The 16979-nt window shown below is 63.0% G+C and carries 17 protein-coding genes and 1 pseudogene; 4 read left to right on the plus strand and 14 right to left on the minus strand.

The window, feature by feature from the left end:
* Positions 1 to 196, plus strand: a pseudogene (locus tag AC1Q80_RS16000) (gfo/Idh/MocA family oxidoreductase); the annotation flags it as partial.
* 366 nt (positions 197 to 562) lie between these two features.
* Here AC1Q80_RS16000 and AC1Q80_RS16005 read toward each other — a convergent pair.
* The gene (locus tag AC1Q80_RS16005) at positions 563 to 1798 is read right to left on the minus strand and encodes an alpha/beta hydrolase (protein WP_492361323.1); all 1236 of its coding nucleotides are present in this window, start codon (positions 1796 to 1798) and stop codon (positions 563 to 565) included.
* Positions 1799 to 2287: 489 nt separating this feature from the next.
* Here AC1Q80_RS16005 and AC1Q80_RS16010 point away from each other — a divergent pair, with 489 nt between their 5' ends.
* Both AC1Q80_RS16010 and AC1Q80_RS16015 read left to right on the plus strand, forming a co-directional pair.
* The gene (locus tag AC1Q80_RS16010) at positions 2288 to 2527 is read left to right on the plus strand and encodes a hypothetical protein (protein ID WP_115422714.1); all 240 of its coding nucleotides are present in this window, start codon (positions 2288 to 2290) and stop codon (positions 2525 to 2527) included.
* Between the two features lie 85 nt (positions 2528 to 2612).
* Positions 2613 to 2735 (plus strand): hypothetical protein, encoded by a 123-nt coding sequence (locus AC1Q80_RS16015; RefSeq protein ID WP_268833705.1) that lies wholly within the window; start codon positions 2613 to 2615, stop codon positions 2733 to 2735.
* A gap of 25 nt (positions 2736 to 2760) precedes the next feature.
* Here the strand turns inward: AC1Q80_RS16015 and AC1Q80_RS16020 are convergent, their stop codons facing one another.
* The 11 genes from AC1Q80_RS16020 to tauA form a co-directional block, all read right to left on the minus strand.
* Complete coding sequence (locus AC1Q80_RS16020) at positions 2761 to 3486, minus strand: LrgB family protein (protein WP_209789239.1); 726 nt, start codon at positions 3484 to 3486, stop codon at positions 2761 to 2763.
* Positions 3476 to 3862, minus strand: a complete 387-nt coding sequence (locus AC1Q80_RS16025) for a CidA/LrgA family protein (RefSeq protein WP_492361087.1) — start codon at positions 3860 to 3862, stop codon at positions 3476 to 3478. The genes AC1Q80_RS16020 and AC1Q80_RS16025 overlap by 11 nt, the downstream gene beginning before the upstream one ends.
* 111 nt (positions 3863 to 3973) lie before the next feature.
* On the minus strand, positions 3974 to 5461 hold the full coding sequence (locus tag AC1Q80_RS16030; protein ID WP_492361088.1) for a nucleobase:cation symporter-2 family protein: 1488 nt from the start codon (positions 5459 to 5461) through the stop codon (positions 3974 to 3976).
* Between the two features lie 188 nt (positions 5462 to 5649).
* Positions 5650 to 6648 (minus strand): phosphate acetyltransferase, encoded by a 999-nt coding sequence (gene pta, locus AC1Q80_RS16035; protein ID WP_492361089.1) that lies wholly within the window; start codon positions 6646 to 6648, stop codon positions 5650 to 5652.
* Positions 6648 to 7685, minus strand: coding sequence for a YeiH family protein (locus AC1Q80_RS16040; RefSeq protein ID WP_492361090.1), 1038 nt, complete (start codon positions 7683 to 7685; stop codon positions 6648 to 6650). Before AC1Q80_RS16040 ends, pta begins: the two co-directional genes overlap by 1 nt.
* Before the next feature lie 75 nt (positions 7686 to 7760).
* A complete protein-coding gene (gene xsc, locus AC1Q80_RS16045) occupies positions 7761 to 9536 on the minus strand; it encodes a sulfoacetaldehyde acetyltransferase (protein ID WP_492361091.1) in 1776 nt (591 codons plus the stop codon).
* Positions 9537 to 9576: 40 nt separating this feature from the next.
* Positions 9577 to 10974, minus strand: coding sequence for an NAD(P)/FAD-dependent oxidoreductase (locus AC1Q80_RS16050; RefSeq protein WP_492361092.1), 1398 nt, complete (start codon positions 10972 to 10974; stop codon positions 9577 to 9579).
* 25 nt (positions 10975 to 10999) lie between these two features.
* Positions 11000 to 11386, minus strand: coding sequence for a nuclear transport factor 2 family protein (locus AC1Q80_RS16055; RefSeq protein ID WP_492361324.1), 387 nt, complete (start codon positions 11384 to 11386; stop codon positions 11000 to 11002).
* A 168-nt stretch (positions 11387 to 11554) separates the two neighbouring features.
* Entirely contained in the window at positions 11555 to 12382 is an 828-nt protein-coding gene (locus tag AC1Q80_RS16060) for an ABC transporter permease subunit (RefSeq protein WP_173421468.1), read from the minus strand.
* Positions 12375 to 13187 (minus strand): taurine ABC transporter ATP-binding protein, encoded by an 813-nt coding sequence (locus tag AC1Q80_RS16065; RefSeq protein WP_492361093.1) that lies wholly within the window; start codon positions 13185 to 13187, stop codon positions 12375 to 12377. Before AC1Q80_RS16065 ends, AC1Q80_RS16060 begins: the two co-directional genes overlap by 8 nt.
* 81 nt (positions 13188 to 13268) lie before the next feature.
* Positions 13269 to 14288, minus strand: coding sequence for a taurine ABC transporter substrate-binding protein (gene tauA, locus AC1Q80_RS16070; protein ID WP_492361094.1), 1020 nt, complete (start codon positions 14286 to 14288; stop codon positions 13269 to 13271).
* 154 nt (positions 14289 to 14442) lie between these two features.
* On the opposite strand from tauA, the gene pdxR reads away from it, so the two are divergent.
* Positions 14443 to 15915: a MocR-like pyridoxine biosynthesis transcription factor PdxR gene (pdxR, locus tag AC1Q80_RS16075; RefSeq protein WP_492361095.1), complete on the plus strand. Its 1473-nt coding sequence runs from the start codon at positions 14443 to 14445 to the stop codon at positions 15913 to 15915.
* Between the two features lie 65 nt (positions 15916 to 15980).
* On the opposite strand, the gene AC1Q80_RS16080 is transcribed toward pdxR, so the two are convergent.
* The gene (locus tag AC1Q80_RS16080) at positions 15981 to 16172 is read right to left on the minus strand and encodes a hypothetical protein (RefSeq protein ID WP_173421472.1); all 192 of its coding nucleotides are present in this window, start codon (positions 16170 to 16172) and stop codon (positions 15981 to 15983) included.
* A 105-nt stretch (positions 16173 to 16277) separates the two neighbouring features.
* On the minus strand, positions 16278 to 16949 hold the full coding sequence (locus tag AC1Q80_RS16085) for a GntR family transcriptional regulator (RefSeq protein ID WP_173421473.1): 672 nt from the start codon (positions 16947 to 16949) through the stop codon (positions 16278 to 16280).
* Between the last annotated feature and the right edge of the window lie 30 nt (positions 16950 to 16979).

Raw genomic sequence — 16979 nt, forward strand, 5'->3', positions numbered from 1 at the left:
TCATCCCGAAGGCTATCTTGAGGGTTTTGCCAACATCTACAGCGAGGCGGCGCGGGCGATCTTCGCCAAGCGGAAGGGCGAGGCGATCGATGCCGCCGTCACCTATCCGACCATCGACGACGGCATGAAGGGCATGGCCTTCGTCGACGCCTGCGTCCAGTCGTCAAAACGAAACGGGGCATGGGTAAAGGTGTAGGGGGCCCACAACGCCGCGTGTCTTTTCAGACGCTTAAAGGTCGCTGTCTTCAGTCGCATGGCCGCATGGTTTCTGTCCCTGAACCTGATCGGACGTCAGGAAACATGCGGCGGTGTGTCCTCACATCAGCGCCGTCGCGGCTTGAGCAGCAGCTGATGGCCCTAGGCGGTCGCCAGCTGCGCTCGGCCGCCATCACCGAATTTCCGGACCAGCCCTGATACAATCGACCAGAGCAACCTCGACTGCCGTCGGGGCCGTCAGGATGCGAACGTGTGGTTCGCACCCGTGCGTCTCACTTCGCTCGACGTCCCCTGGGGCAACGGCCATCGAGCGTTACGATGACCGCGAACCTCTGTCGTGTTTATCTTAGCGGGCACATCCTGGCGCCGTCGGGTTTGTCCGGTCGCATCCTTTCGCCGTCGCCGCACGATTGTTGTTCCTTGCAGCAGCCCCTCCGAGGTGGTCGGCATAGTTGTCGCGGGTGTTCTGATCGACAACGGCGACCGGTGCTGCAAGAACCAGACCGGCAGCGTTGCCGACGGCCGCGGCCGTTCCGGTCGTGGCCACCAGGATCTTGTCGCCGAAGCCGACCCGGCTGTCGGTCAGTGTCTGGCCCTCGGAAATGCGCGAACCGATAAGGCGAACGATCTCCGGGGATTCCGCGAACTTGCCGTGATTGAGGCGGTCGCCCGCCTTTATCTTCGTCAGGTCGATCACAGTAATTTCGTTGTCCTCGAGTTCTTTCTTGTAGGGTTCCTGCTCAGGGTCGATCGCCCCGAGCCGGGCCACGTCACCCCAGACCCGGCGCGAGGCAGCGAGCGCACGGTCGTCGCGCGAGACGAACAGCGTAAAATTGGGATGTTTCTCGCCCATGTCCTCGATCTGCTGGCGGAAGACATCGACGTCGACATCGGGGGCCGCCAGCATGACGTTCTTGAACTTTGCCGGCAGTTCGCCATTGCGGATCGCCATCTGGCGCAGCGCCTCCAGTGCGAGCCAGTTGCCCATGGAGTGCGCGAGGATCGAGACCTCCTTCACTTCCGGATCGCGGTAGAGATATTGAAACAGGTTTTCCAGCGCATTGCGGGTGTAGTTGGCACTCTCTCGATCGTAACCGTAGGCCAGCAGGCTTCCACGTGACGGCCACGTCACGAGAATAGGCGCGCTGCGGACGCCGGAATCATGGACGATCTGGGCAAAGCGATAGACGGAATCCTCGAAGCGGTTGTTGAAACCGTGAATGAAGACGAAGACGCTTTTGTCGGGGCTTTTGCGCACGCTGGTGCTCAGCCAGGACTTGGCGGCAGCGACATCCAGCTCCTCAGCCTTCAATGTTGCAAAATCCGTTGCCGGGTTGGGGGGCAAACGCTTAGGCCAGGCAACCTCGCCCGCCTTGCGCACCGGCGGAATGGACACGGTCATATCGGCGAAGGTGGCGGCCAAGGCCCGTTCGCCGCTGTACATCTCTCCAGGGTTCGGCGAATGGCTGCGTGTCGTGGTGATGAGCATGTTGACACGGCTCGAACCTGGAGAGGTATCGGCGACCGGTGTCAGCACGCCTTTGGGATGGCCTCCGCATGCGGTCAGCACAAAGACAAGCATGGCGACGATTGCGCCGGTTCGAAATCGTTCAGGAGGTGCATCGCACGTCCTGCCGCTGGTATCCCGGCTCATTGCATCCCCCTGTCAAAGCGCAGTGCAAGCAGTCCCCAGCCGGCTTCCTGTCTTATTTCTGGGATGCTAATGCACGGAGCAGTTACAATGCAAGTGCATCAACGCCCGCTCGGCAGAACGGTGCCCGGTTTCGCAGAGGTCGTTCCCGAGGTTTGGGGGGTAGCAAGGCGCCGCCCGGTGATCGCTCTTTTGCCGTCGCCACGCGGATACGTTGCGGCATTCCGGCGACGTGGCAGATCATCTCAGTAAAGCCCCAATCACCGGCTAACCCTCTATGGTCATTCTCTGGCTCATCTGGCTTTTCGCTGCGGCGGCGACCGCAGGTCTGCCAACGCGCCCGGTTATCGACCCCTCCATGGGTATATGGTCCGTGTCCTCATTGCGGATAGGCCGGCGCGAATGCAGAGCGAGGTTCCTATGCGTGGAATTCCCGACGACATGCTTGCCGCCTTGAGCAAGGCGGAAGTCTCCATGCTTTGGCGCGTCTTCGAGACGGTGTGCATCGAATACGACATTCCGAGAGATGGCGAGCAGATCCAGCATCTGGCCCGGTTTCTCATGAGCGAATTTCGTCGCCCTCTGGACGAGGAAGCGTTGCTGGTTGCGGCCGAGGCTTTCTACCGTCACCACGACGGCAAATATGCAAAGTCGGCCTGAGGCCGCAATTTCATTGGCCATGGCGACGCCGGTTGCCGGCGACCCTGGCCGTTATCGCATTGAGACACAACCAAGGGAGAAATCCATGAAGCCATCTGTCGGAAGTTTCGGATACCAGTTCAGGTTCCTCGATTTCACGGTCCGATCGTCGCTGGCAATTGTGCTGGGTGTCGTCGGCTGTGTCACCCTCTACGGCGCTTTCTGGTAGCGGGCTGTCCCGGAAGGCTGGCTGCTCAGAGCAGCAGCCCGAGGACAATCGCGGCGATGGCTGAGGTCAATATGCCGTTGAGTGCCATGGCCAGGCCCGAAAACGTGCCGGCAATCTCGTTGACCTGAAAGGCACGCGCGGTACCGATGCCGTGTGACGTCAGGCCGGCCGCAAACCCGCGTGCCGCATAATTCTTGATGCGCAGCAGGTTCATCAATGGCGTCACGATGATCGCCCCGAGGACGCCGGTGAAGATGACAAGAAGCGCCGTCAGGGCCGGATCGCCACCGAGTTGCTGTGAGATGCCGACGGCGATGCCTGCCGTTGCCGATTTCGGCGCAAGCGAGACGGCGACGCTGTCGGGTGCGCCGAGCAGGATGGCGACACCGGTCGCACAGACGATCGCCGTCAGGCTGCCGGCGAAAAGCGCGACGATGACGGGTACGAAGTTCTGCCTGATCAGGGTGCGGTTTCTATAGAGCGGAACGGCCAGCGCCACAGTCGCGGGGCCGAGTGCGAAATGCACGAATTGCGCCCCGTCGAAATAGGTCGAATAGGATGTTCCGGTCGCCGCCAGGATCGCGACGACGAGGCCAACGGCAATCAGCACGGGATTGACGATCGGGTTGAAGCCGCTCCAGGCGGCCAGTCTTTGAGCGGCGATATAGGCACCGATCGTTACCGTCAGCCACAGAAGCGGACTGGTCGAGAGATAGACCCAGAGTTCGAAAACGCGGCCGCTAGTGTCCATCGCCAGCTCCTTTTGCGCCGAACACTCGGCTGACCAGCAGGAAAGCGCCGACTGTGACCATCAGCGTCACAACTGTCGACACGACGACGGCGATGACGATGGTGCCGGCGTAGTCGTAGATCAGCCGGTAGTTCTGCATCACCCCGACGCCAAGCGGCACGAACAGCACGCCGAGGTTCTTGAGCAGGGTGTCGGCGACGCCGCTGATGCGGGTATGGGCAGCGCCGTCCTCGGACCCCGCTCTTTTATCGGCAAGCCAAAGATAGGCGAGCAGAAGCACGATGCCGAGTGCCGGAGCAGGCATGCTCAGGTCGAGCGTTCTGACAACGATCTCGCCGATCAGTTGGCAGACCAGTATGACAAACAGTCCTTCCATCACCGTCTCCAGCGGGTCCGCGGGGAGACCCCGCGGCGCATTCGTCGCATCAATTTGTGCTTCGTAGCTGAAATCCTTCCGTGATGCCTACCGCATAATTCGTGATGCGCTTCAGTGATGAACTGCGGCGACCGGTACCTCGTTGCCGTCGCGGTCGAAGAGCTTGCCGTCGCGATAGTGGTCGCCGTCGCGCAGGGCGGAAATGTCCTGGTAGCGGATGATGCGCTCCGTGCCGGCCACGAACACCGACTGTTGATCGGAGTTGCCAGCCTTGAAGTGGTTGAAGAGCAGATTGAGCGAGATCGCCATGATCGCCGACGAGCTGATGCCGGAGTGGAAGATGGTCTCGAACCAGGCCGGGAAGTGATCGTAGAAATGCGGTGCTGCGATCGGGATCATGCCGAAGCCGATCGATGTGGCGACGATGACCAGGTTCATGTTGTTGTGGTAGTCGACCTTGGAGAGCGAGCGGATGCCGCTTGCCGCCACGGTGCCGAATAGCACGATACCGGCGCCGCCGAGCACGGCCGGCGGAACGGCGGCAATCACCCGTCCCATGACAGGAAGAATGCCGAGCGTCACCAGGATGAGGCCGCCGGTTGCAACGGCGTAGCGGCTCTTGATGCCGGTGACGGCGACAAGGCCGACGTTCTGGGCAAAGGCGCTCTGCGTGAACGAGCCGAAGACCGGGGCAAACAGGCTCGATATCATATCGGCGCGCAGGCCGTCGCCGAGCCGCTTGGAATCGACCTTGGTGCCGATGATCTCGCCGACGGCCAGAATATCCGCCGATGTCTCGACCAGGATCACCAGGAGAACGATGAACATCGAGATGATCGCCGCGGCCGTGAACACCGGTGCGCCGAAATGAAAGGGCGAGGGGAAGGCGAGCATCGGACCCTCGGCGACCTTGGAAAAGTCCGTCATACCAAATGCAAGCGCAATCAGCGTGCCGATGACCATCGCAAGCAGGATCGACAGGCGCGAAATGCTGGAGCTGCCGACCTTGCTCAGAAGCAGGACGGTCATCAAGGTCACGGCCGCGAGTCCGATATTGCTGACGCTGCCGAAGTCGGGCGCGGTCGGATTGCCGCCCATGGCCCAGCGCGCGGCGACCGGCATCAGGGTGAGGCCGATTGTGGTGATGACGATGCCGGTGACGAGCGGCGGAAAGAACCTTGTAATGCGCGAGAAGATCGGCGTTATGGCGAGGCCGACGAGCGAGGCCACCATCACGGCGCCCATCACGGCAGGCAGCCCGCCGCCTTCGCGGCTGGTGACGATCGCCACCATGGTGGCGACACCGGCGAACGAGACGCCCTGAACCAGCGGCAGCTGACAGCCGAAGAACGGGATGCCGATGGTTTGCAGGATGGTCGCGAGGCCGCCGGCAAACAGCGACGCGGTGATCAGAAGCCCGATGTCAGCGGGTGACAGGCCGGCGGCCTGGCCGATGATCAGCGGGACGGCGACGATGCCGCCATACATGGTGAGCACGTGCTGAAGGCCGTAGACGAGGTTCGCGCCCGCGCCCAGGCGCTTGTCCTCCGGCCGCTCGATCGTCTGTTCGATGTGATCGTTTCGATGCGAAACATCCATGCGTCTCCTCCCAGATGCGTGTGCTGTCTAATCTGCGCGTCTCCTCAAACGCGATGCCAGAACTATAGGCCGAGATCTTCGGCACCATTGCATGCGGGTGATTTGAAGTTGTTTTCGGTTTGTGGACGGTAATGCCTTTTGGCCGGATCGCCGCGAAAGAGGCCACGGCCGCGGGCTAGACGGTGCCTTTATCGCGACGCCGCCTGCACCACGGTGACGGCAATCATGTGGAAGACATCGTCTGCCGTGCAGCCGCGGGACAGATCGTTGGCGGGCTTGGCGAGCCCTTGGAGAACCGGGCCGATGGCAGTCGCGCCGCCGATGCGCTGGGCGATCTTGTAGCCGATGTTGGCGGCATCGAGATTGGGAAAGACGAAAACGTTTGCCTGCCCGTGCAGCGCCGAATTGGGTGCCTTGGAGGACGATACGGCTTCAACGAAGGCGCTGTCGAACTGCAATTCCCCGTCGATCAGCAGGTCGGGCTGGGCGGCCCGAGCAATGTTCGTCGCCTCGACCACCTTTGAAACACGATCGTGGGCGGCACTGCCATTGGTCGAAAAGGAAAGCATCGCGACCTTGGCCCGATCCCCCAGAAGCGACTGATAGGACTGTGCCGACATGCGGGCGATATCGGCAAGGCCGGCGGCGTCCGGGTCGACGACGAGGCCGCAGTCGGAAAAGACGAAGGCGCCCTTCTTCGCATGGTGGGGCTGGCACAGCATCATCAGGAAAAAACTGGAGACGAGGCCGGCATCCGGCGCGCGGCCGATCACTTGTAGTGCGGTGCGCACCGTGTCGGCGGTGGTTGCCACCGCCCCGCCGATGGTGCCGTCCGCCTCGTCCTCGCGTACCATCATGGCGGCAAAGACCAAATCCTCGCGCACGGCCTTCTCTGCGGCCTCTCGGTCGACGCCCTTGCTCCGGCGCAGTTCGTGATACCGGGAGGCAAACCGCTCTGTCAGCGCTGACGTCTCAGGGTCTTCGATCCGGAAGGCATGTTCATCGCCGCCCTGCTCCCTCAGCCGCTCGGCGATGACATCCTGTCGGCCGACAAGGGTGATCTCGGCGAGGCCTTCGCCTTTGGCACGCAGGGCGGCTGCCACCACGCGCGCGTCCTCTCCTTCGGCAAGCACGATGTGGCGCGGCGCTTTTCTTGCGGTTTCGATGATCTTGTCGAGCGGTTTCATTAGAGGTGCCCCAGATAATGCATGCCAGCGAGAATGAAGACGCCGAGGAAGATGGTTTCGGCGACGATCAGCGCGACCGCGTCGCCGCCGACATCGAGCACGCGGCGCAGCGACGTCTTCATGCCGACGGCGACGATGCCCGCCAGCAGCGACCAGCGCGATGCCTCCATGCCGAGCTCGGCGACGGCAGCCGGCACCATCCCGACGGAGTTGGTGGCGGCAAGGATCAGGAAGGCGACGACGAAGCCGGGCAGCAGGGGTGGGCGCTTGCCTGCCTCGACACCTTCCTGGGGAACGTTTCGAAGCGCGATGGAGAAGATGAGGACGACGGGCGCCAGCATCGTCACGCGGATGAGCTTGACGAGCGTCGCCGTCTCGCCGGCCTCTGGCGACACCGAGAAACCGGCCCCGACAACCTGGGCCACGTCATGAATGGTGCCGCCGAAGAAGATGCCGGTGCCGCGGGCGTCAAGCCCCAGAGCTTGGGCGAGAATGGGATAACCGATCATCGCCAGCGTGCTCAGAACCGTCACCGACAGCACGGTGAAGATCAGGTTGCGCTCGGAGAACTCGTTTTTCGGCAGGACGGCGGCGATTGCCATCGCGGCGGATGCACCGCAGATCGCCACAGCGCCGCTGGTCAGAAGCGCCAGCCGCCAGCCCCTGCCAAGGACCTTGGCTGCCGCCAGCCCGAACAGGATCGTCGCGGCGATCGCAGCGACCAGGAGGAGAATGGTGCCGCTACCGAGCCCGATCAGAAGGTCGACGCTGATGCGCATGCCGAGCAGGGCGACGCCGATCCTGAGGATCATCTTGGCGGATAGCTCGATGCCGGCAACGCAGCGGCCTTCCTCGGAGAGAAAATGAAAGGCGATGCCAAGCAGCAGCGCCATCAGCATGGCCGGGGCGCCATAGTGATCCGACAGGAACTGCGCCGCCATGGCGACGGCCGCCGTCACCAGGAGGCCGGGACCATAGGTCGACAGGGCTTCAGGCAGCCATTGAAACCGTCGGGTCGTTTCGGATACCGCATTCATGTCAAATTTCCCGTCCGAGAATACCAAATTGGAGCCCATGCCCGGCGACATCAGCAGCCGGGCATGGGGTGGATGTCAGACGTGCTGCTGCGGCCGCATGTCGGAGCGCTCGATGCCGGCGACCTGCACCGGCTTCTTCATCGCATCGCGGCGGAAGGGCTCGCCCAGCTCCTGATTGAGGATGACCTCGACGAATGTCGTCACGCCCTTTGCCTGGTCCTGCAATGCCTGCTGCAGGGCGGCGGTCAGATCGACTTGCGTGTCGACCGTCACGCCCTTCAGGCCGCAACCGTCGGCTACCTTGGCGTAGCTGAGGTTGGGGTTGAGCTCGGTGCCGACAAAATTGTTGTCGTACCAGAGCGTCGTGTTGCGCTTCTCGGCTCCCCACTGGAAATTCCGGAAGATCACCATGGTGATCGGCGGCCAGCCGGCGCGGCCGATGGAGGTCATCTCGTTCATCGAAATGCCGAAGGCGCCGTCGCCGGCAAAGCCGACCACCGGCACATCGGGGCAACCGATCTTGGCGCCGACGATCGACGGGAAGCCGTAGCCGCAGGGGCCGAACATTCCGGGCGCCAGGTATTTCCGGCCCTGCTCAAAGCTCGGATAGGCGTTGCCGATGGCACAGTTGTTGCCGATGTCGGTCGAGATGATCGCGTCCTTGGGCAGCGCCGCCTGGATCGCCCGCCATGCCTGGCGCGGTGACATGCGGTCGCTCTCCCGGCGACGTGCCGAGGCATTCCATTCGGTGCCCGGATCGTCGTCCTCATGGTCCATCGACGACAGCTGCTGCAGCCAGGCCGAGCGGGTCGTGTGGATCAGCGCCTTCCGCTCCTCGCGGCCGCTGTCGCCGGCCGTGGGCGAAAGCTGATCGAGGATCTGGCTTGCCACCTGTTTGGCGTCGCCGCAGATGCCGACGGACACCTTCTTGGTCAGGCCGATGCGATCGGAGTTGATGTCGACCTGAATGATTGCGGCATTCTTTGGCCAGTAGTCGATGCCGTAGCCCGGAAGCGTCGAGAACGGGTTGAGGCGGGTGCCGAGTGCGAGCACGACATCGGCCTTTGCGATCAGTTCCATTGCCGCCTTGGAGCCGTTGTAGCCGAGCGGGCCTGCTGCCAGCCGATGGCCGCCGGGGAAGGCGTCGTTGTGCTGGTAGCCGCAGCAGACCGGGGCGTCGAGCCGCTCGGCAAGCGCGATCGATTCCGCGATCGCGCCGCCGATGACCACGCCGGCACCGTTCAGGATGACGGGGAATTTCGCTTCCGACAGCAGCCTTGCCGCCTCGGAAATCGCCTGCTTGCCGCCGGAAGGACGTTCCAGCCGGACGATGCTCGGTAGTTCGACGTCGATCACCTGCGTCCAGTAATCGCGCGGAATATTGATCTGAGCCGGAGCGCAGCCGCGCCAGGCCTTCTCGATCACGCGGTTGAGCACTTCGGGAACGCGGCTCGCGTCGCGCACTTCTTCCTGATAGCAGACCATTTCCTCGAACAGCGCCATCTGGTCGACTTCCTGGAAGCCGCCCTGGCCGATCGTCTTGTTGGCCGCCTGCGGCGTCACCAGCAACATCGGCGTGTGGTTCCAGTAGGCGGTCTTGACCGCGGTGACGAAGCCGGTAACGCCGGGGCCGTTCTGGGCGATCGCCATCGACATGTTGCCGGTGACGCGGGTGTAGCCGTCGGCAATCAGCGCCGCGTTGGTTTCATGGGCGCAGTCCCAGAAGGTGATGCCCGCCTTCGGGAAGAGGTCGGAGACCGGCATCATCGCCGAGCCGATGATGCCGAAGGCGTGTTCGATGCCGTGCATCTGGAGGACTTTGATGAAAGCCTCTTCGGTCGTCATTTTCATTGTGTTTCCTTTCATGTTGAGTTTGGGGCCGACCGAGCGGCTAGAGGATTTCGTCCTTGAGGTAGTACCAGCGGTACATCCCCCACTGGCCGATGCGCCGGAACGGCGTCAGCAGCCCGTGGCTGGGAAGAGGAGAGGTGAAGATCGGCAGGTCGAGGGTGCCGCCTTTGCCGGCGACCATCTGCGCCATGCGTCGTCCGGCCTGGGCCGAGTACATGACGCCGTTGCCGCCATAGCCCATGGCGTAGAACAGCGCCTGTTTCGGATCCGGGCGAAAGATGCGCGGCATCATGTCGTGGCTGACATCGACCCAGCCCCACCAGGAGTAGTCGACCTTGATGCCGGTTAGCACCGGGAACTTGCGGTAGAGGCCCTCGAGCAGACGGTCGAGGTGCTTGGGGTTGACCGCGTCGGTGCCGGTGATGGCGCTGCGGCTGCCGATCTGCACGCGCCCATCCGGCAGGAGCCGGTAGTAGTGGCGCAACGTACGGGTGTCGGTGAGCGGAACGTGAGTCCGGAAGTTCAGCGCCGCCCGCTCGTCTTCGGTCAGCACGCGGGTGACGATCGAGTTGGAGAGGATAGGCATCAGCCGGTGCTTGGTCAGCGGATGCAGGCCGGGCGAGGTATAGCCGGCGGTCGCGAAACACACCGCCCTTGCCCGCACTATGCCGCCGGGGGTGCGAAGGTGGAAGACGTTGCCCTTTTGAGTGCAGGCGAGGACCGGGCTCGAGGTATGAACGCGGGCGCCGAGTTTGCGCGCAAGAGCGAGATAGCCGAAGGCAAGCTTGGCGGCATGGATGCCCATGCCGTCGGGCTCGTAAAGGGCGCCGACCGCCTCGTTGTCACGGACGAAATCGCGATGGATCTCGTCGCGGCCGAGGATGCGGGTGCGGTAGCCGAAGACGTCGTTGAGGACACGGGACTCCGCCTCCAGTGACGGCATCACCTTGTTGCGATGCGCGATATAGAGATGTCCGCCGTCCTGCGGGTCACAGGCGATTTCCGGCGAGCGGATCAGGTCGCGGAAGAGATCGAAAGCCTCGCTGATCTCCACGTGAAGCTTCTTGGCGACGTCGACGCCCCAGCGCTCGATCCACTGCGAGCGCTTGAGCCGGCCGGCCGAAATCTGGGCCTGTCCGCCGTTGCGGGTGCTGCAACCCCATGCGACGCCGTTGGCTTCCAGCACTGTCGCCTTGATGCCATGCTCCCTGGCCAGGTGGATGGCACAGGAGAGGCCGGTGTATCCCGAGCCGACGATTGCGACGTCGACGTCGATATCCTTCAAAACGGGACCGTCGTCGGCGGGGGGCGGGCCGGCCGTTGCGATCCAGTAGGTCGGCGCATAGTCCTTGCCCTCGCCGGGATTGGCGGCGCGGTTGGGGTCATATGCCGGATCGAAGGGCTTGCTCGGCCTTACTGTTCTGACAAGCTGTTCCATGTCGGTTTCCTGGCCTGGCTTTCGCTCAGTAGCGGAAGGGAGCCGCAATCAGCGGCCGGTTCTTACGGAAGGCCTGCTTGCGCACGATCTTGCCGTCACGCAGCGTGAAGAGGTCGCAGCCCTCCGCCTCGATGCGGCTGCCGTCGGCGTTGGTGCCCGAAAAGGTCCATTCCGAAACGCCCCGGTCGCCGTGGACGAAGTGGCCGTGATGCGCCCAGTGCGCATCCGCCATCGTTCCCCACACGCCGCTGAAGGCGGTGGCGATCGCATCGGCGCCTTCGACACGCGTGCCGTGGGCTTCGCTGCCGGCGACCGTGTTGAAGATGCAGTCGCTGGCGAAGAAGGACATCACGCCGTCGATGTCGTGCCGGTTGAAGGCGTCGAAGAGGTCGGAGAGGTCGTTGGCGGTGATCGGGGCGGTCATATGTCAGTTCCTTGCGTGTTGCAGGCGATGAATTCGGGCATGGCTTCGCCGTGGCCGGATGAACCGGCAGGATCGGCTTTGTCTGTCTGGTGATGGGGCCTTTAGGGCCGAGCGGTTATCCGCTCGGCGGCTGGCGTCCTGTCGAAGGGAGCATCGTCACACCTTGCCCTTCCAGGGAATGAGCGCCTTTTCGAGATGGCGGATCAGGAGGTCGAAAGCGAAAGCGAAGACGCCGATGACGATGATGCCCATGATCACGGTGTCGCTGGCAAGGAACTCGGCGGCGTTCAGGACCATGAAGCCGAGACCCCTGTGGGCGGCGACCATTTCTGCCGCGACAAGCGTTGTCCAGCCGACGCCGATGCCGATGCGCATGCCGGTGAAGATCTCGGGCAGCGCCGCCTTCAAAATGACGTGGCTGATGACCTGACGGCGGCTCGCACCCATCGCATAGGCCGCATGGATCTGTTCGATCGAGACGGAGCGCACGCCGGCCCGGGCGGCGATCGCCATCGGTGCGAAGATCGCGAGGAAAATCAGGAAGACCTTCGGAAACTCGCCGATGCCGAGCCAGATGATGATCAGCGGCAGGTAGGCAAGCGGCGGCAGGGGGCGGTAGAACTCGATGATCGGATCGAACAGCCCGCGCATCACCCGGTTGACGCCCATGAGGATGCCGATCGGAACTGCGGTGACGAGCGCCAGCGCGAAGGCGCCGAGCACGCGGCCGAGGCTTGCGAGCGTATGCTGGGCGAGTGTCGAGTTGGAGACGCCCTCCGTCAGCGCGATCACGAACTTGTCCCAGACGGCCAAAGGCGACGGCAGGAACAGCGGTTTCACCCATTGCATCTCGGTGATCAGCAGCCAGAGCGCGACGAGCGTCAGCGCGGTCAGGAGGCTGATATGCCCGCTCATGCCTTCGCCGGGGGCGCCGTAGATCCGGCCCGGCTTGACCGGCTTGGCCTTCATCACGCGCTCAAGCATGGAGGAGCTCCGGGTTTCCGGACTGGCGCTCGTCGCCGTAGATGATGCTGAGGATCTGTTCACGCATGTCGATGAAGTCGCGACTGGATTTGATTGCACGGGCATTGCCTCCTTCCAGGAACCGTTTGTTGAAATCGAGCTCGTAGGTGTGGGTGATCCGTCCGGGCCGTGGCGACATCACGATCAGCCGCGAGCCGAGGAACAACGCCTCCTCGACGCTGTGGGTGATGAAAAAGAACATCTTGTTGGTCAGCTGCCAGACTTTCAGCAGCAGTTCCTGGATGGTCTCGCGGGTCAGCGCATCAAGTGCTGCCATCGGCTCGTCCATCAACAGCATCGACGGATCGCAGCTCAAGGCCCGGGCGATGCCGACGCGCTGCTGCATGCCGCCGGACAGGTGATAGATCATGTGCCGGTGGAAATCCTGCAGGCCGACGAGGGCAAGGTTCTTGGCGGCCACCTCGTGGCGCGTCGCCTTGTCGACGCCCCGCAGTTTCAGTCCGAATTCGGTGTTGTCGATGACGTTGAGCCAAGGCAGCAGCGCGTGCTTCTGGAACACGACCCCGCGGTCGGCACCGGGGCCGGAGACGCGGCGGTGTCCGAGCGTAATTTCGCCGGCGCTCGGGGCCATGAAGCCCGCCATCAGATTGAGCAGCGTGGTCTTGCCGCAGCCGGAGGCGCCGAGTGCCACGACGAAATCGCCGCTCTTGATCTCGAGGTTGACGCCCTTGAGCGCGATGACCGCCTCGTTCGTGTAGAGACCAGGATAGGTCAGGCTCACATTGCTGACATTGAGAGTTTCCATTGGAAAGGCCTTTCGAAAAACGGCTGTTGAGTGGCGTTGGCGGCGCTCCTGGCCGACGGGTGGCCAGGAGCTAAGCGTCGGCTACTTCGCAGCCTCTTTCGCGTAGGCGCTGTTGACATAGGGCGCGTAGTCGTCGAGCGCCTTGTCGATCTGCTTCTGGTCGGCAAGGAACTTTGCGCTTTCGGTGAGCGCGCGAAGCGCACCGCCGCCAAGCCAGGTTTCGGAGGCCTGCTCCTCAGCCGTCGGGAACGACAGGAGGTTCAGTGCTTCCACGGTGCCGGCGCCATCGCCGCCGATCAGCTTGACGATGTTCTGGACCGGTGCGGAGTCCGCCGTCCAGCTGGCGCCGTTCGCCTTGTAGTCGGCATAGGATTCGGCCAGTACCTTGGTGAAGGCGGCCATGAATTTCGGGTTTTCGGCGGCCCATTTCTTGTCGACCACCAGTCCGTCGAAGGTAGGCACGCTCGCCGCGCCGATCACTTCGGAATCGGAGATCACTTTGCCGGTCTTCAGCAGTTCCGACAGGGCGGGCGGCCAGACATAGGCGGCATCGATATCGCCGCGCTGCCAGGCGGCAACGATCTGCGGCGGCTTCATGTTGAGAATGTTGACTTCGCGCGGATCGACCTTCCATACCTGCTCAAGGCCGACCAGCAGATGGAAATGCGAGGTTGAGACGAACGGCACGCCTACCGAGCGCCCGACCAGATCTTCGGGCTTCTCGATACCGGAACCTTCGCGAGCTACGAGCGCCTCCGACTTGCCGATGTTGTCGAGGATCCAGAACAGTTCGAGATCGACGCCGCGCGTCGCAGCGGCCGTGGTGCCGGTCGAGCCGATGACGCCGATCGGGACGTTGCCGGATGCAAGCGCCGTCGAGATGTCGCCGCCGGAGCTGAATTGGCGCCAGTCGACGATATAGCCAGCCTCCTTGGCGGCGGCGTCGAAGCGGCCGTCGGCGATCGCCGCGATGAACGGACCGACGATCTGCTGGTAGCCGATGATCACGTTGGTCTCGGCGCGGGCAAGGCTTGATGTCAGGAGGCTGGCCGCAATCGTGGCTGCCCCCGCCATATATTTCAAGGCGTTGGAGTAGAACATGTGTTTCCCTCTGGTTCCGACCCCGTTTTTCGGGATCTGTCGACTGTTTTGCCGATCTCATTTTCGACCATTAGGAATAGAGCAGCTTTGCCGTTTGCTTTATAGCCAGATTGAAAGTTAGATAAGTCCAGTTTTGGTCGTTGGGAGATCGGACGTGGCGCGCATCTCTGTTCCGGAAACCGTGTTCTTCGTCGACCGGGCGGGCCGCGCCAGCTTGCAGGCCCAGATCCGCGAGACGGTCGTTTCCGCCGTGCTGTCGGGACGACTGCCGCCAGGTGCCCAGCTTCCCTCTACCCGCAAGCTTGCAAACTATCTCAATATTTCCCGCCTGACCGTCACGCTTGCCTATCAGGAACTGGCGACCCAGGGATATCTCGACGCGGCCGACCGCAGCAGTTTCCGGGTCGCCGACAAGCCCCCCTTCAACGTGCTCGGCGCGGACTTGGCGCCACCGGGCGCGGAAGCCGTGGACTGGTCGTCCAAGCTGCGCTCGACCTTTCGTGTCGCCAAGCAGATGCGCAAGCCGCTCGACTGGAGGCGGTATCCGTACCCCTTTCTCTACGGCCAGATGGACCCGTCTCTGTTCGATCTCTCCGCCTGGCGAGATTGTGCCCGACGGGCGCTGGCGCGCGAAGACTTCGAACTGATGGCCGGCGATTTCGCCGCGTCGGATGACGTGCAACTGGTCAATTACATTTGTTCGCGCACGCTGCCCGGGCGTGGCATCCGGGCCAATCCCGATGAGATCCTGGTGACGGTGGGGGCGCAGAATGCGCTCTGGATCGTTATTCAGCTGTTGCTGCGGCGTGGCTCGCATGCCGTCTGTGAAAACCCCTGCCACCCGGATATGAGTGCCTCGCTGCGGCTGAGCGGTGCCAAGGTCACGGTGCTGGACGTCGACGACGGCGGGCTGCCGCCGGCGAACCTGCCTGAGCAGGTCGACGCCGTGTTCGTGACGCCGAGCCATCACTCCCCGACGGGAGCAACGATGCCGATGGATCGCCGCGTGGCGCTGCTCGAAGCCGCCTCAAGCCGGGACTTCGTCATCATCGAGGACGATTACGAGTTCGAAATGAGCTTTCTCGCCCCGCCGTCGCCGGCGCTGAAGGCCTTTGATAGAAACGGACGGGTGTTTTACATCGGCAGTTTCTCAAAATCGCTCTTTCCCGGTCTGCGGCTCGGCTATCTCGTGGCGCCGGCGCCTGTGATCCGGGAGGCGCGGGCGCTGCGCGCCCTGATGCTGCGCCATCCGCCGGGTCATCTGCAGCGCACAGCTGCCTATTTCCTGGCGCTCGGCCACTACGATGCCGTGCTTCACAGGATGCGGGAGGAATATCACCTGCGCCATCGGGTTATGGCAGAGGCGCTCAATGCCAATGGACTGAAGATCGCCGGATCGGCGGCCTTCGGCGGCACCTCGTTCTGGATCGAAGGGCCTGACGGTCTCGATGCCGATCGGCTGATGGCCGACCTGCGGGACGACGGGGTGCTGATCGAATCCGGATCGCCGTTCTTTCCGACCGAAGAGGAAAGCTGCCGCTTCTTCCGCATGGGGTACTCGTCGATCGGCCGGGACCGCATTGCCGACGGCGTCAAGTTGACGGCAAGCCGAATGGCGCAACGCTGATGGAAACGGCCCCGGCGTCTCCGGGGCTCCGTGCCGTCAGCCGAGATCGGCGTGCCTGCCGCTTTCTAGCCGTTCGACAGAAGGGCCAGGATCTCGGTGCGGTTAAGCTTCTTGCCGCTCGCGACGTCGAAAATCCGAAGCGCGATCCGGTTGGCGGGTGGGTCGGATTGGGTGCAATTGTTCTGGGTGCACCACTCGGCCAGAGCTTCACGCATCTCGATGATATCGGTTGCTGGCGGATTGCGGGTGTTTGACATGGCAGAACCTCATTTTCGGCTTGAGCTTAGGTTCTGCACCACTCCGTCACAACTCTGAGAAATCAGGGGGAACCGGCCGTTTTACCCATCAGAAAGCACGGTACGTCATGCCTGACGCGCAGCGCTTTCAGTTGGGGCGGCATCGCCCGTCTGGCGGATATGCGCCTCGATCAGGTGTTTGAGATCGGCGACATCGCGGGCTTCGAGCGCATCGACCATCATGTGATGCTCGCGCGCCGAGCGTTCTACGCGGGCTCGTGTGCGCCACTGCGAGACCGGTGCCGACGAGGTGCGTTGGCGGATTTCGGAAACGAGATCCACAAGCTCATTGTTGCCCGACAGGAGCAAGAGTTCGCGATGGAAGGCGAGGTTTGCCTCGTAGTGCTCCAGTACCGTGCCCTCCATCGTCATCCGGTCAAAATGGCTGGCGAGTTGGCGCAGTTTGGCGATGCTTTCGGGCGTGGCCCTTTCCACCATCAGGTCCGCCACCGCGGTTTCGAGGATGACGCGGATGTCACTGACTTCCTGCGCGCGCCGCCCGTCCGGCTGGTAGACGTGATAGCCGCGGTTGGGCACGTGTTCGACCAGACGCTTCTGTGACAGCCGGTCAAGAGCCCGACGAACCTCCGGCCGGGTGCAATCGTAGCGCTTTTCCAGGTCGATCTGCTTGAGCCAGGTGCCGGCCGGAAGCACCCCGGTCAGGATGTCTTCGAGAACGAGATCGGTGACATCTCGGTCGTTGGCCGCATTTTCGGTCACATCGTGCATTTCGGTCATGGGCATTCCTGTTTTCTCGTTTGCCGGCGG

The sequence above is a fragment of the Ensifer sp. GW823-FHT05D09 genome, from assembly GCF_058795755.1.

Bases quoted from the DNA above. Each gene is read 5' to 3' on its own strand.
- AC1Q80_RS16005 (WP_492361323.1), bottom strand. From the start codon at position 1,798: ATGCTTGTCTTTGTGCTGACCGCATGCGGAGGCCATCCCAAAGGCGTG.
- AC1Q80_RS16010 (WP_115422714.1), top strand. From the start codon at position 2,288: ATGCGTGGAATTCCCGACGACATGCTTGCCGCCTTGAGCAAGGCGGAA.
- AC1Q80_RS16015 (WP_268833705.1), top strand. From the start codon at position 2,613: ATGAAGCCATCTGTCGGAAGTTTCGGATACCAGTTCAGGTTCCTCGAT.
- AC1Q80_RS16020 (WP_209789239.1), bottom strand. From the start codon at position 3,486: ATGGACACTAGCGGCCGCGTTTTCGAACTCTGGGTCTATCTCTCGACC.
- AC1Q80_RS16025 (WP_492361087.1), bottom strand. From the start codon at position 3,862: ATGGAAGGACTGTTTGTCATACTGGTCTGCCAACTGATCGGCGAGATC.
- AC1Q80_RS16030 (WP_492361088.1), bottom strand. From the start codon at position 5,461: ATGGATGTTTCGCATCGAAACGATCACATCGAACAGACGATCGAGCGG.
- pta (WP_492361089.1), bottom strand. From the start codon at position 6,648: ATGAAACCGCTCGACAAGATCATCGAAACCGCAAGAAAAGCGCCGCGC.
- AC1Q80_RS16040 (WP_492361090.1), bottom strand. From the start codon at position 7,685: ATGAATGCGGTATCCGAAACGACCCGACGGTTTCAATGGCTGCCTGAA.
- xsc (WP_492361091.1), bottom strand. From the start codon at position 9,536: ATGAAAATGACGACCGAAGAGGCTTTCATCAAAGTCCTCCAGATGCAC.
- AC1Q80_RS16050 (WP_492361092.1), bottom strand. From the start codon at position 10,974: ATGGAACAGCTTGTCAGAACAGTAAGGCCGAGCAAGCCCTTCGATCCG.
- AC1Q80_RS16060 (WP_173421468.1), bottom strand. From the start codon at position 12,382: ATGCTTGAGCGCGTGATGAAGGCCAAGCCGGTCAAGCCGGGCCGGATC.
- AC1Q80_RS16065 (WP_492361093.1), bottom strand. From the start codon at position 13,187: ATGGAAACTCTCAATGTCAGCAATGTGAGCCTGACCTATCCTGGTCTC.
- tauA (WP_492361094.1), bottom strand. From the start codon at position 14,288: ATGTTCTACTCCAACGCCTTGAAATATATGGCGGGGGCAGCCACGATT.
- AC1Q80_RS16080 (WP_173421472.1), bottom strand. From the start codon at position 16,172: ATGTCAAACACCCGCAATCCGCCAGCAACCGATATCATCGAGATGCGT.
- AC1Q80_RS16085 (WP_173421473.1), bottom strand. From the start codon at position 16,949: ATGACCGAAATGCACGATGTGACCGAAAATGCGGCCAACGACCGAGAT.